Source organism: Kribbella flavida DSM 17836 (assembly GCF_000024345.1).
Taxonomy (GTDB): Bacteria; Actinomycetota; Actinomycetes; order Propionibacteriales; family Kribbellaceae; genus Kribbella; species Kribbella flavida.
Window position 1 is genome coordinate 5,041,593 of sequence record NC_013729.1, and the last position, 12,770, is coordinate 5,054,362.

Annotated in this window: 7 protein-coding genes, 3 rRNA genes and 1 pseudogene; 2 read left to right on the forward strand and 9 right to left on the reverse strand. The window is 62.2% G+C overall.

The features are described 5' to 3' along the window. The first annotated feature begins 274 nt into the window (after positions 1 to 274). The gene (locus tag KFLA_RS23185) at positions 275 to 937 is read left to right on the forward strand and encodes a hypothetical protein (protein ID WP_012922254.1); all 663 of its coding nucleotides are present in this window, start codon (positions 275 to 277) and stop codon (positions 935 to 937) included. A 1,468-nt stretch (positions 938 to 2,405) separates the two neighbouring features. Here KFLA_RS23185 and rrf read toward each other — a convergent pair. From rrf to KFLA_RS23220, 8 genes and pseudogenes are all read right to left on the reverse strand, one after another. Next, positions 2,406 to 2,523 (reverse strand): 5S ribosomal RNA (gene rrf, locus KFLA_RS23190). A gap of 141 nt (positions 2,524 to 2,664) precedes the next feature. Beyond that, positions 2,665 to 5,788, reverse strand: a 23S ribosomal RNA gene (locus KFLA_RS23195). A gap of 475 nt (positions 5,789 to 6,263) precedes the next feature. Then, positions 6,264 to 7,780, reverse strand: a 16S ribosomal RNA gene (locus KFLA_RS23200). Together the 16S, 23S and 5S rRNA genes form the textbook arrangement of a ribosomal RNA operon. A 1,020-nt stretch (positions 7,781 to 8,800) precedes the next feature. Continuing rightward, entirely contained in the window at positions 8,801 to 9,259 is a 459-nt protein-coding gene (locus KFLA_RS38095; protein ID WP_049797418.1) for a serine hydrolase, read from the reverse strand. Between the two features lie 217 nt (positions 9,260 to 9,476). After that, positions 9,477 to 9,908 (reverse strand): annotated as a pseudogene (locus KFLA_RS39725) (serine hydrolase domain-containing protein); the annotation flags it as partial. 177 nt (positions 9,909 to 10,085) lie between these two features. Continuing rightward, on the reverse strand, positions 10,086 to 10,313 hold the full coding sequence (locus KFLA_RS23210) for a hypothetical protein (protein ID WP_012922256.1): 228 nt from the start codon (positions 10,311 to 10,313) through the stop codon (positions 10,086 to 10,088). Positions 10,314 to 10,413: 100 nt separating this feature from the next. Beyond that, a complete protein-coding gene (locus KFLA_RS23215) occupies positions 10,414 to 10,617 on the reverse strand; it encodes a KTSC domain-containing protein (protein WP_012922257.1) in 204 nt (67 codons plus the stop codon). Between the two features lie 25 nt (positions 10,618 to 10,642). Beyond that, entirely contained in the window at positions 10,643 to 11,011 is a 369-nt protein-coding gene (locus KFLA_RS23220) for a helix-turn-helix domain-containing protein (RefSeq protein ID WP_012922258.1), read from the reverse strand. A gap of 139 nt (positions 11,012 to 11,150) precedes the next feature. Here KFLA_RS23220 and KFLA_RS38430 point away from each other — a divergent pair, with 139 nt between their 5' ends. After that, a complete protein-coding gene (locus tag KFLA_RS38430) occupies positions 11,151 to 11,438 on the forward strand; it encodes a hypothetical protein (protein ID WP_237706577.1) in 288 nt (95 codons plus the stop codon). A 150-nt stretch (positions 11,439 to 11,588) separates the two neighbouring features. Here the strand turns inward: KFLA_RS38430 and KFLA_RS35885 are convergent, their stop codons facing one another. Then, positions 11,589 to 12,536: a hypothetical protein gene (locus tag KFLA_RS35885; RefSeq protein WP_012922260.1), complete on the reverse strand. Its 948-nt coding sequence runs from the start codon at positions 12,534 to 12,536 to the stop codon at positions 11,589 to 11,591. Positions 12,537 to 12,770 lie beyond the last annotated feature (234 nt).

Consider the following 12,770-nt stretch of genomic DNA (forward strand, 5'->3'; position numbering starts at 1 on the left):
ACTCAGGCGCACGGCGATCTGGTCCTCCTCAAAGGGGCCCAGCACGGGCCAACCGCGGTGGAGCGACTCTGCAAGCGGGGTTTTTAGGCGGGATGCTCCGTAAAAGGCACCCCGGTGGACCGCGACGACCCGGCCATCGTTCACACTGGAGGGGTGACGGGTTCGCAGACCGGGGATGTCGCCCGCTTCCACCGCTCACATCTGGCCAATCCCTCTTCGCGCGGCGTACCGTCCGTGGGACAACTCCAGCCGGTCACCGAACGGAGGGCGTGAGATGGCATCCTGGCTACTTCGCGCCCAGTGGGCCCACCGTGACGAGTCCGTCGAGCACCGCGCACTGCGGGTCGGCCGGACACTCACCGCAGTCGCCGTAGCCTTCCCTGACGTCCACGCCTGGACCCAGGACGAGCGTTGGGGTTACCACGTCCTCGAGGCGGACGGCACGACGCCGCTGCAGGAGATGGTCGAGGCGACCACCAAGGTCCTCTCCAACGGATCCAGCACGACCAGACTGCATCTCCAGAGCACCGGCGAGCTCCCCTGGCTCTTCGACCTCTCCATGGGCAGCACTCTGACGACAGCCTCCGACCAACTCACCCTCCACTGGACCGACGAAGACGCCCTGGCCCTGCCGGACCGCTTCGCTCAGGTCCTCCGAGCGGTAGTCACGATCTGGGAACCGGAGTGGGCCAGCATCGCCGACACCGAACTAGCCACCGCAGCCGGCCTCTTCCGCCGAGGCATCCCCACCATGGGCTGGCTCACCTATGTCCGCGGCCTCGTCGCCGGCGCCCACGGCATCGACATCGGCCTCACCCCCTTCGAACGAGGCACCCTCCTCCAGGCCCCCGTCGACCCTGTCGACCTCTCCCCCGTCCACATCTGCGCCGCAGCCGCCCTGGTAGGAATCACGCCCGAAGACCTAGAACAACACTGACCCAACGTACGCCGCCCCGAACCTCGAACGCTGCGCGCTACACCGAAGGCAGCCATCGGCTGAAGGTCAGAAACAGCTCGCCCCGGCCCTTCGGAAGTCAGTTCGGCAACTGGCTCGACCCGACCGCGCCGCCGGACGACCCGTTCCGGGCGTCGAGAACTCCAGCAGAGTCGGCGCAGCTCGACAGGAGAGTCGGCGCAACTCGACAAGTCGTCCGAACCGCCGGGTGGCGATGGTGTGCCCTGCGACGAGACGCGGCGCTGCGTCCATGCCGCTGGTGATGTCGCTCGCGTGTCGAGAAGACGCCCCAAGCGTCCATCGTGCCGAGCCGTGCCCGGCCAGTGAGCCGGGGAACGAGCGCGACCATCTCAACAAGCGTCGCAGAGCGGATCGTGCGTCGCGGCGATACCGACCACGAGTACGGGCGCGGACCATGAGTACGGGCGAGGGGAATCCCGTCCTGCTGCTTCACGGGGAGGGGGCGGCGATCGGCGCGTCGAGCAAGAGCACGACCATGCCGATATACCGAGCTCACGCTGCACTCGGCTCAACGTGCGGCCCAACCCAGTTGAACCTTGCTGAGCGAACCCGGCCCCAGCAACGAAGACCTCGACGAGGCCAATCGGCGCTTGGTGCTGGACAAGTCGGCGCCTGTGCTGGACAAGCGCATCGGACCACCTAGACCGCTGGCGCCCTGACGGAGCAGCCGGGGCTCAGGTCTCCCAACCAGCTCGGACAAGGCCCGCCCACCGAGCTCTGGTGCATGGTGACGTTGACCGGCCTGGTCGGGGGTCGGCACCGGCAAAAGCTAAACGCGACGTACAACAGACGCTCAACGCGATGCATTGGGCCCGCCGCGACAGCGACAGTCCCGTCTGAGCGACGAGCCCCCCGCGCACACGGACCGAGGAACCTGACCGCGATATCCGCGGGTTCCAGAGTGTCAACGGCCCGCACCAGCGATCATCTCTGCTCCAGCTCCATTTCCCCCAGACGGCAGCGACCCGGCGACCCGAGGAGCGAGTCGGTGCGATTCGCCGATCGGTGCGATTCGCCGAGCTCAGCCGGCAGCAACCAGGACAGCGATCTGCCGACCACCGGCGTCGCCTCGAGCGGCACAGCTACACATCAGCCGCCCGCTCTATAGGCCGGCAGCTCGCGCGCACCAACCTGCGCAGCCGCCGTTGCCGCCGGCGAATGACCGCAGGTGGCCGCATGACCGGGATCAGCGACGACGGTATGCCGGCCTCACCCCGCACGACCCCGTGCAGCTCCCCGTAGCCAACTCCCGAACGCGCGCGGGACGGGCCCGCCGAGCCATCGAGCAGGTCATCGAGGGCAAACCCGAGGGCCACGAACCCCGGCTGACCAGAACGCAGAAGAGCGGCCGACCGCCTGGGCCGACCGCTCGAAGTACTGGGACAAATGTTAAGGGCCACCCGTGTGGGTGGCCCTTAACAGTGTGAATGTCCGGCGACGTCCTACTCTCCCACGATCTCCCGATCGCAGTACCATCGGCGCTGAAGGGCTTAACTTCCAGGTTCGGAATGGAGACTGGGTGTTTCCCCGACGCTATGGTCACCGTAACTCTATAGAAATATCAACCAACCACACACACAGACCACAAGAGGGCTGGGGGTTGACCGTATTCCGGGAACCGTATAGTGGACGCGAACATTGTTTCGCAGCAGTAATGGTCTCGTGCCGACCACCCCGAGGGGTGGTGTTGAGACAAGCCCTCGGCCTATTAGTACCAGTCAGCTCCACACCTTGCGGCGCTTCCACTTCTGGCCTATCAACCCAGTGGTCTACTGGGGGCCTTACCCGATTAACTCGGTGGGAGACCTCATCTTGAAGCGTGCTTCCCGCTTAGATGCTTTCAGCGGTTATCACTCCCGAACGTAGCCAACCAGCCGTGCTCCTGGCGGAACAACTGGCACACCAGAGGTTCGTCCACCCCGGTCCTCTCGTACTAGGGGCAGCCCTTCTCAAGTCTCCTGCGCGCGCAGCGGATAGGGACCGAACTGTCTCACGACGTTCTAAACCCAGCTCGCGTGCCGCTTTAATGGGCGAACAGCCCAACCCTTGGGACCTACTCCAGCCCCAGGATGCGACGAGCCGACATCGAGGTGCCAAACCATCCCGTCGATATGGACTCTTGGGGATGATCAGCCTGTTATCCCCGGGGTACCTTTTATCCGTTGAGCGACGGTGCTCCCACATGCCACCGCCGGATCACTAGTTCCGACTTTCGTCCCTGCTCGACATGTCTGTCTCACAGTCAAGCTCCCTTGTGCACTTACACTCGACACCTGATTGCCAACCAGGCTGAGGGAACCTTTGAGCGCCTCCGTTACCTTTTAGGAGGCGACCGCCCCAGTCAAACTACCCACCAGGCACTGTCCCTGATCCAGATAATGGACCGAAGTTAGACAGCCAGAACAACCAGAGTGGTATTTCAACGATGACTCCACCCGAACTGGCGTCCGAGTTTCACAGTCTCCCACCTATCCTACACAAGTTGTACCGACCACCAATACCAAGTTGTAGTAAAGGTCCCGGGGTCTTTCCGTCCTGCTGCGCGTAACGAGCATCTTTACTCGTAATGCAATTTCGCCGAGTCCATGGTTGAGACAGCGCCCAAGTCGTTACGCCATTCGTGCAGGTCGGAACTTACCCGACAAGGAATTTCGCTACCTTAGGATGGTTATAGTTACCACCGCCGTTTACTGGCGCTTAAGTTCAAAGCTTCGCCGGCCTAAACCAGCTAACCTGTCCCCTTAACGTTCCAGCACCGGGCAGGCGTCAGTCCGTATACATCGAATTACTTCTTCGCACGGACCTGTGTTTTTAGTAAACAGTCGCTTGGGCCTGGTCTCTGCGGCCATCAACGCTTCCTCCAGCAAGTGGAGTAACGCATCCGGCCCCCCTTCTCCCGAAGTTACGGGGGCATTTTGCCGAGTTCCTTAACCATGGTTCACTCGATCGCCTTGGTATTCTCTACCTGATCACCTGTGTCGGTTTGGGGTACGGGCGGCTCTAACACTCACTACGAAGTTTTTCTTGGCAGCATGGGATCATCCACTTCCCCTAAACGGGTCCGCCTCGGCTCTCAGGCTTCATGAGACACGGATTTGCCTATGCCTCGCCCTACCACCTTGCCCGCGGATCAGCTTGCGCCTACCATCGCCGCGGTTGGACTGCCCTCCTGCGTCACTCCTTAGTGCACCTAATACCAGTTAGGGTCAACAGCTCCACCAATCCGTCCGAAGACATCATGGCTTCACGGTCTTAGCATCACCAGGTTCGGTCGGGTCGTGTTAATGCCGGTACGGGAATATCAACCCGTTGTCCATCGACTACGCCTGTCGGCCTCGCCTTAGGTCCCGACTTACCCAGGGCAGATTAGCTTGACCCTGGAACCCTTGATCATCCGGCGGACGGGTTTCTCACCCGTCATTCGCTACTCATGCCTGCATTCTCACTCGTGCAGCATCCACAACTAGATCACTCTGCTGCTTCACACGCTGCACGACGCTCCCCTACCCATCCACACACCTGGACACCGATCAAGTCGGTGCCGAGTACAAATATGAATGCCACAGCTTCGGCGGATTGCTTGAGCCCCGCTACATTGTCGGCGCGGAATCACTTGACCAGTGAGCTATTACGCACTCTTTCAAGGGTGGCTGCTTCTAAGCCAACCTCCTGGTTGTCTGGGCAACTCCACATCCTTTTCCACTTAGCAATCGCTTAGGGGCCTTAGCTGGTGATCTGGGCTGTTTCCCTCTCGACTACGGAGCTTATCCCCCGCAGTCTCACTGCCGCGCTCTCACTTACCGGCATTCGGAGTTTGGCTGATTTCGGTAAGCCGGTAAGCCCCCTAGACCATCCAGTGCTCTACCTCCGGTAAGAAACACGCGACGCTGCACCTATATGCATTTCGGGGAGAACCAGCTATCACGGAGTTTGATTGGCCTTTCACCCCTATCCACAGGTCATCCCCCAGGTTTTCAACCCTGGTGGGTTCGGTCCTCCACGCGGTCTTACCCGCGCTTCAACCTGCCCATGGATAGATCACTCCGCTTCGGGTCTAGAGCATGCGACTCAAACGCCCTATTCAGACTCGCTTTCGCTACGGCTACCCCACACGGGTTAACCTCGCCACATACCACTAACTCGCAGGCTCATTCTTCAAAAGGCACGCCGTCACACCCACAAGTGAGCGCTCCGACGGATTGTAGGCAATCGGTTTCAGGTACTATTTCACTCCCCTCCCGGGGTACTTTTCATCTTTCCCTCACGGTACTAGTCCGCTATCGGTCACCAAGAAGTATTTAGGCTTAGCGGGTGGTCCCGCCAGATTCACACGGGATTTCAAGAGTCCCGTGCTACTCGGGAAAACACTCGGAAGTCACTGTCTTACGCCTACGGGGCCATTACCCACTACGGCTCAACATTCCAGAAGATTCGACTTCAACAGTGATTTATAACTCCCTGACTCCACGGCATTAGAGTCTGAATGCTCCCACAACCCCACATACGCAACGCACGCCGGCTATCACACGCACATGGTTTAGCCTCATCCGCTTTCGCTCGCCACTACTCACGGAATCACTTTTGTTTTCTCTTCCTGCGGGTACTGAGATGTTTCACTTCCCCGCGTTCCCTCCAGAACCCTATGTGTTCAGGAACTGGTAACTGGCTTTAGAGTGCCAGCTGGGTTTCCCCATTCGGACACCCCCGGATCACAGCTTGGTTGCCAACTCCCCGGGGCTTATCGCAGGCTCCTACGTCCTTCATCGGCTCTTGGTGCCTAGACATCCACCGATTGCCCTTAGTAGCTTGTCACACAACATAAGAACAATACATTTGCTACAAAGATGCTCGCGTCCACTATACAGTTCTCAAAATACGGGCAGGAACACCAGCCACAACCACCACCTACCTCGGACACCATCCCCACCAGGGCAACAACACCCAGCAGAAACACCATCACCAGCGGTTTGATGAAGACCGGCCCCAGCCACACCCCCACCCACAACACATCCCGGGTGGGACAGTGACCCAAAGAAACCAAACCAACCTGTCACCAGGACGGCCCGATTCCTCAGGACCCAACAGCGCGCCTCGACGATTCACTCCGACCAACCAGCGTTCCACACCCCATCACAAAGAAGAGGTAGTACTAACCAGCCGGCCATCGCTGCACATCTAATGGTCAATGTTCCACAGTCCGAAGCACCATCGCCCCAGGACAGACGCCTGAGAAACGATGAGTAGACAACCACACCCTCGCGGGCCATGGCTGCCAAGTGCTCCTTAGAAAGGAGGTGATCCAGCCGCACCTTCCGGTACGGCTACCTTGTTACGACTTCGTCCTAATCGCCAGCCCCACCTTCGACGGCTCCCTCCACAAGGGTTAGGCCACCGGCTTCGGGTGTTGCCGACTTTCATGACGTGACGGGCGGTGTGTACAAGGCCCGGGAACGTATTCACCGCAGCGTTGCTGATCTGCGATTACTAGCGACTCCGACTTCATGGGGTCGAGTTGCAGACCCCACTCCGCACTGAGACCGGCTTTTTGGGATTCGCTCCACTTTGCAGTTTCGCAGCCCTTTGTACCGGCCATTGTAGCATGCGTGAAGCCCTGGACATAAGGGGCATGATGACTTGACGTCATCCCCACCTTCCTCCGAGTTGACCCCGGCAGTCTCCTATGAGTCCCCACCATAACGTGCTGGCAACATAGGACGAGGGTTGCGCTCGTTGCGGGACTTAACCCAACATCTCACGACACGAGCTGACGACAGCCATGCACCACCTGTATAGGACCCTTACGGACCCCCCATCTCTGGAGGATTTCCCTATTATGTCAAACCAGTAAGGTTCTTCGCGTTGCATCGAATTAATCCGCATGCTCCGCCGCTTGTGCGGGCCCCCGTCAATTCCTTTGAGTTTTAGCCTTGCGGCCGTACTCCCCAGGCGGGGCGCTTAATGCGTTAGCTGCGGCACGGAGGACGTGGAATGTCCCCCACACCTAGCGCCCAACGTTTACGGCGTGGACTACCAGGGTATCTAATCCTGTTCGCTACCCACGCTTTCGCTCCTCAGCGTCAGGTAAGGCCCAGAGAGCCGCCTTCGCCACCGGTGTTCTTCCTGATATCTGCGCATTCCACCGCTACACCAGGAGTTCCGCTCTCCCCTGCCTACCTCTAGTCTGCCCGTATCGGAAGCAGGCTCGGAGTTAAGCTCCGAGTTTTCACTCCCGACGTGACGAACCGCCTACGAGCCCTTTACGCCCAATAATTCCGGACAACGCTCGGACCCTACGTATTACCGCGGCTGCTGGCACGTAGTTGGCCGGTCCTTCTTCTGCAGGTACCGTCACTCTCGCTTCGTCCCTGCTGAAAGAGGTTTACAACCCGAAGGCCGTCATCCCTCACGCGGCGTTGCTGCGTCAGGCTTTCGCCCATTGCGCAATATTCCCCACTGCTGCCTCCCGTAGGAGTCTGGGCCGTGTCTCAGTCCCAGTGTGGCCGGTCGCCCTCTCAGGCCGGCTACCCGTCGACGCCTTGGTAGGCCATTACCCCACCAACAAGCTGATAGGCCGCGAGCCCATCCCCAACCGCCAGAACTTTCAACCCCAAACCATGAAGTAAGAGGTGATATCCGGTATTAGACCCCGTTTCCGAGGCTTATCCCAGAGTTGAGGGTAGGTTGCTCACGTGTTACTCACCCGTTCGCCGCTCGTGTACCCCCGAAGGGGCCTTACCGCTCGACTTGCATGTGTTAAGCACGCCGCCAGCGTTCGTCCTGAGCCAGGATCAAACTCTCCGTTGAAATCTATATGTCAACCACAACAAAAGCCGTGGAAAACAGACTACTTTGAGTAGATCCTTCGAATCAGAAACAATCAAACTGACTTGAATCAATGTTTTCAAAGGAATCCGTCACAGACAACAGACAACCCAGCACCCAAAATCTCGGAGAGACCAGGGGTAGGAGAGTCATCCAATGCCTGTGTACGGGGTTAATGCATATTTCGGCATTGACTTTCGGCACGCTGTTGAGTTCTCAAGAATCGGGCGCACACCGCGCTTCTTGCTTTCGCTCGAAGCTCCGGGGCAACTCGTCTAACTTTACTGTTTCGTCCGGGGCCGGTCAAATCGGCCTCTTTCGTCCCAGTCTCTCTGCGTGTCTCAGTGACCGAAACCCGCTTGGGGCGTGTTTCGGCTCCTAGGACCTTCAGGGAGTTTGTCGGAGCGTCCGGCCGCTTTCGCGTCCCGCACTCGCTCCAACAAGAAGAACATTACTGACATTCGCGGTGAAGATGCAAATCGGGGTCTGGACCTGGTCCGGAACCCTGCAGTGCACCCCTCGGCCGTACCGTCGCGAAGCCGGCGTCGTCCCTCTGGTCACAGCAGTCACCCGCGTCTCCGCAGGGCCGGCACTCGCGTCTCCGCGAGCTCCACTTCCATGATGCCCCACTCGTTCAAGGACACAAGTCCGAGTGAGACGGCGGTGGGGTGAGGGACGATCGCTCGTCCCCCACCCCACCGAGTACCGCACCGCCCAGCAGACGCCTCTCGGCGAGTGGCCGCTCGTAGCGGCTGAGTGTGAGGCCCGGGGGTCATGTACCGGGCGGCATCAGGTGTAACCCTCCCCTGCCGCGAGCTATTCCCGGGCCAGTCCAACTCGGTGACTGAGCTGAGCCGCACGCTCCCGGCCTCGGCACCGTTCTGCGCGAAGAGCAGTCGCCGCCCTCGATCCGCAGTACGGCCTCCGCTACCGGTGTCCCGAAGGTCTGGCGATCCTTCAGTGAAACGTCATCGGCTGCTGGCGTGCGAACGTGACCGCCAGTCAGCCGCCGGCGCAGGTGACGTCAAAGTCGCAGCCCTCCCGCAGCCGATAGCTCCCCCACGAGCCCATCCAGCACCAACTCCTCAGGAGGCTCGCGCTCCTCCACCGGTTCGGAGTGGTCCCAGCCGTAGGAGTCCGCCCTGCAGTCGACGCCAGCTGGATCACCCGCATGCCGTTCTCGCCGTTCGTCATCACCGCGGCCCCCGTACCGGCCTCGCGGTCGATCAGAAGGTGACACTCGAACCCGAGCTTCCCGCCACTGTGCCCGAAGCGCACCCCATCCGCGCCGAGCAACAATCCGAGCCCGAGATGATCCAGCCCGCCGATCCGCTCGCTCGCCGGGATCTGCGGCGTCAGCAGCGCTCGACCCGAGGCGGGCGACAACAGTGCGCCATCCGCATCGGCGTACGCCGCCTGGACAGCCAGGCGAACTTGCAGAGATCCGTCGGCGTCGTCCACAACCCGGCCGCGGCCAGCTCTGGATAGATGTGCCATCGACCTTCGACGGGCCGTCTCGCTTCGTCATGGGCGGTTGCGGCCTGGTCTTTCCGTTCGACGGGCAACGGCTGGGCGTAGTCGCTGTCCGACATCTCCAGCGGATCGAGGACAAGCGCGCGCCAGCTGCCGGAACGGCGTACCGGTGACGTCCTCCAGGAGTTGCTGCAGCCACGATCGTCCCGCCGCCGGAGTACCGGAACTGCACCCCCGGCACAGTGCCGACACGTACGCCGAAGGTGTGCGCGGGGCGTACTCCGGCGGGGATCTGCGCGACGGTCGGCAGTACCGCATCATGCGGGTAGCCCGGGGAATCATGGACGGTGAGGCCGGCGCTGTGAGTTGCCAGTTGGCGCAACGTCACCACTAGCTGCCAGCTGCCGGCCGGTGGGACCCGCCACGAGGTCAGCCGCCGGTTCACGTTCTCATCGAGATCGAGCAGACCTCGGTCGACCAGCGCCATCGCGAAGAGCTCGACCGGTTTGCTGATCGAGCACGCTTGCAAGAGCATGCACGGCGACATCGCGGCCGTGCCACCGGACTTGACGACTCCCGCTCCGCCGGTCGCAACGATCTCGCCGCTGTCGATCACCGCCCAGCTGATGCCCGGCACCGCGAAGTGCTCGAGCTCGGCGGCAATCTGGTCATGGAGTACGTCGGTCTAGGCACCCACAGCCAACTCCTGCCCGTTGGCTGCTTCGGAGCATGCCGCAACGGGCTCGCGAGCACCGGCCACGGTTACCGAGGTATCCGTGGCCGGTGCGTGCTCAGTGCTGAGGTTCCCGTGACGTCACTTGGACGGCTGCGGAGCTTCGCAGTCCACCTTCGGGTTGGCGCCGATGTAGTTCAGCGGCCCGGCGACGATGGTGACCAACGTGGTCCCCACCTTCGCGCAGGTGGCATCAGAACCTCCGAAGTAGTTTCGCTGCGCTGCGGCGGCGAGACCGATCAACAGCCATACCAGTACGACGATCGTGATGACGCGGGAACCGGTCGTAGAGGCTCTACGAGTGCGCATGTCCACCTCCTGGCTGAGCGCACCCCCGTGGATCGTTCATCTGGTGCCCGCCTGCGACGTTGCGAAAACCCCAGCGGTACGAGCCGGCTCGTCGGCGACCTCAGAGCTCGCGGAACTCGTAGTACGGCTTGATCCGCGTGTTCACGAACTGCCCGATGCTCTCGGCCGCCAGCAGCCCGGCGAACGTGAACTGCGGGACCTCGAAGTACTGGTAGACCGATCCGTTCACGTACTCCACCTCGAGGGTGTCGTCCTTCCATCCGACCGACCGCACACTCGACGAGTTCACCAGCCGTCGCCGCATCCCCAGCTCCTTCCGTACGCCGTGCTCACTGTCTCGAAGACTGCTCGATCCCGGCCACCTCAAACCCTGCGAACTCGATCCGGGACAGTAGCCGGGCCAGATCCGTCACCGCCGCGTTGAGCTGACCGAGGGCCGCCTGGTCGAGGGTGACGCGCTGCTCGGGCTCCCCGAGATTGGCCGCGAACCGGGTGAGCGCCTCGGCCGGTGCCCTCGCGAGCGCGGTGTCGAGAGCTTCCTGCAGATGCGGGCTGGGCACCATCTCGGGCCGCTCCCGCCACTTGGAGATCGTGCGCGGTGCCACTCCGAGGTACTCGGCGAACGCCTCGTTGGTCAGCCGGAGCGCTGCCCGCAGGGCGTGCGCGTGCCTGCCGGTCCACTCGTCGATGACTGTCATTCGGCTCACTCCTTCGCAGTCGGACACTCTCTGCCAAGAAATGTATGAGGATCGCGCCTCTGCGGAGTGCCCAATCTGTTCCCTGTGGATACCGGTTCGGTTCATGGTGGGCCGGAACCGCGGCGCGTTGACTTGGCGCATGAACGAGACGCCCGGCCAAGCCGCCGCCACCTTGATCCGACGCCGCTACCTGAGGGTCCGGACCAAGAGCAAAGCCCGACGCTTCCAACTCGTCCGCCACGTCGACGTCTCCGGCATCAGCGGAACCGGCGTCGTGGCCGAAGGCATCGAGTGGTCCGACGGCACCGTCGCCCTGCGCTGGTGCGGCCAATACCCCACCACAACCGTCTGGCAGGACGGTATTCCCGCCCTCCTCAGCATCCACGGCCACCATGGCGCCACCACCATCCACTGGCTCGACCCCTGACTCCGGTGAAGCCGTCGCCATCCCTGCCTGGCAACGGCTTCACCGGACTACACCAGCCGCAGTTCCTTGTCGTTGGCAATCAGCCGCCGGCGGTCGACCGATAGGTCACGACGGACGGCCGCGCCTGTCAGGCGACCACCTTGGGAGCGATCAGCCTTGGTCGGCGGTTGATGGTTTGTCGGCGAAAAACTGTTCGCGGTAGGTGCCGTTGGGGTGGTCCGCGGCGTGGTCGGTGGAGGGGGTGGTGTGGTGGTTGAGGGTGGTGGCCAGTTCGGCGATGGAGCTGTCGCCGGTGGTCAGGCTGGGGTGTTCGGACGGGAGTTCGTCGTTGTTGGCCATCGCGGACAGCTGGGAGAGGGTCTCCAGGAGTTCGACGGCCTTCTCGACCTGGCCGGGGTTGTTGACCAGCCACCAGACGGCGGCGGAACCGGGCGTGGCCAGGACCTCGTCGCGGAGGTAGGCGCGTTCGTCGCGTTCCATCCGGCGTTCCAGCAGAGTGGTCTGCTCGCGGCGGTGCAGGGCGGCGAGGACCTGGAGGTGTTTGCTGTCGGCGTCCGGGAGGCGGAGGCGGACCTCGGTGGCCCAGGTCCGGACCTGGCCGCGGTCGTCGAGGTCGGGTTCGCCGAGCAGGGCGGCGAGGCGATGCTGGTTGAGGGCTTGCTCGGTCGGTTGCTGACCGGCAGTGAGCGCCTTGGCCCGGTTCAGGAGGGCGTCGACCGCGACGCTGCCGAGGTCGGCGTGCCGGGAGCCGGACAGCACGGTCGACCAGTGGACAACCGCGGAGAAGCTGAACTGGAAGTCCGGCGACGCCGAAGGGAGCCGTACGTCGGCGATGGTGCGGGTCGGCGGGAGGGAGAACACGGGGTCGTGGTCGGGGCCGTGCGAGTGACGCGCCGGCGTCGGTGGGGCGGGTGACGGTGGCGCCGCAGCGGGGGCGGGCTTGGTGACAGGTTCTTTGTACAGCAGGGCTACGGCGATCAGCAGAAGGACGGAGACCATGACGGCGAGCCAACCCGGCAGGTTGAGCACGAGCGCCAACAGGTACAGAAATGCGACCACCAAGGCGGCCAGCAGGAGCGTGATCTTGTCGAGCTTCATCCGGGAATTCCTTCAACGCGGCTACGGCCGGCGAGCCGGCTGGTCGGAGTCCCCGCTGTTGGTTCTGTACGGTCGGTCAGAGGCACAGAAAGTCTCACACGGTAGACGCACCGTAGCGACTGCTCTGCGTGTCGGCGATTACTCCTTGAGACGGCTGACGCTCGGCACGAGCGGTGGCAGGAAGCTGTCTTCAGTTGGTGGCTGCACCATTCGGCGGTTGACTGGTCACCATGA

Excerpts from the sequence above, each read along its gene's own strand:
- KFLA_RS23185 (WP_012922254.1), top strand. The coding sequence starts at position 275 with ATGGCATCCTGGCTACTTCGCGCCCAGTGGGCCCACCGTGACGAGTCC.
- KFLA_RS23210 (WP_012922256.1), bottom strand. The coding sequence starts at position 10,313 with ATGCGCACTCGTAGAGCCTCTACGACCGGTTCCCGCGTCATCACGATC.
- KFLA_RS23215 (WP_012922257.1), bottom strand. The coding sequence starts at position 10,617 with ATGCGGCGACGGCTGGTGAACTCGTCGAGTGTGCGGTCGGTCGGATGG.
- KFLA_RS23220 (WP_012922258.1), bottom strand. The coding sequence starts at position 11,011 with ATGACAGTCATCGACGAGTGGACCGGCAGGCACGCGCACGCCCTGCGG.
- KFLA_RS38430 (WP_237706577.1), top strand. The coding sequence starts at position 11,151 with ATGAACGAGACGCCCGGCCAAGCCGCCGCCACCTTGATCCGACGCCGC.
- KFLA_RS35885 (WP_012922260.1), bottom strand. The coding sequence starts at position 12,536 with ATGAAGCTCGACAAGATCACGCTCCTGCTGGCCGCCTTGGTGGTCGCA.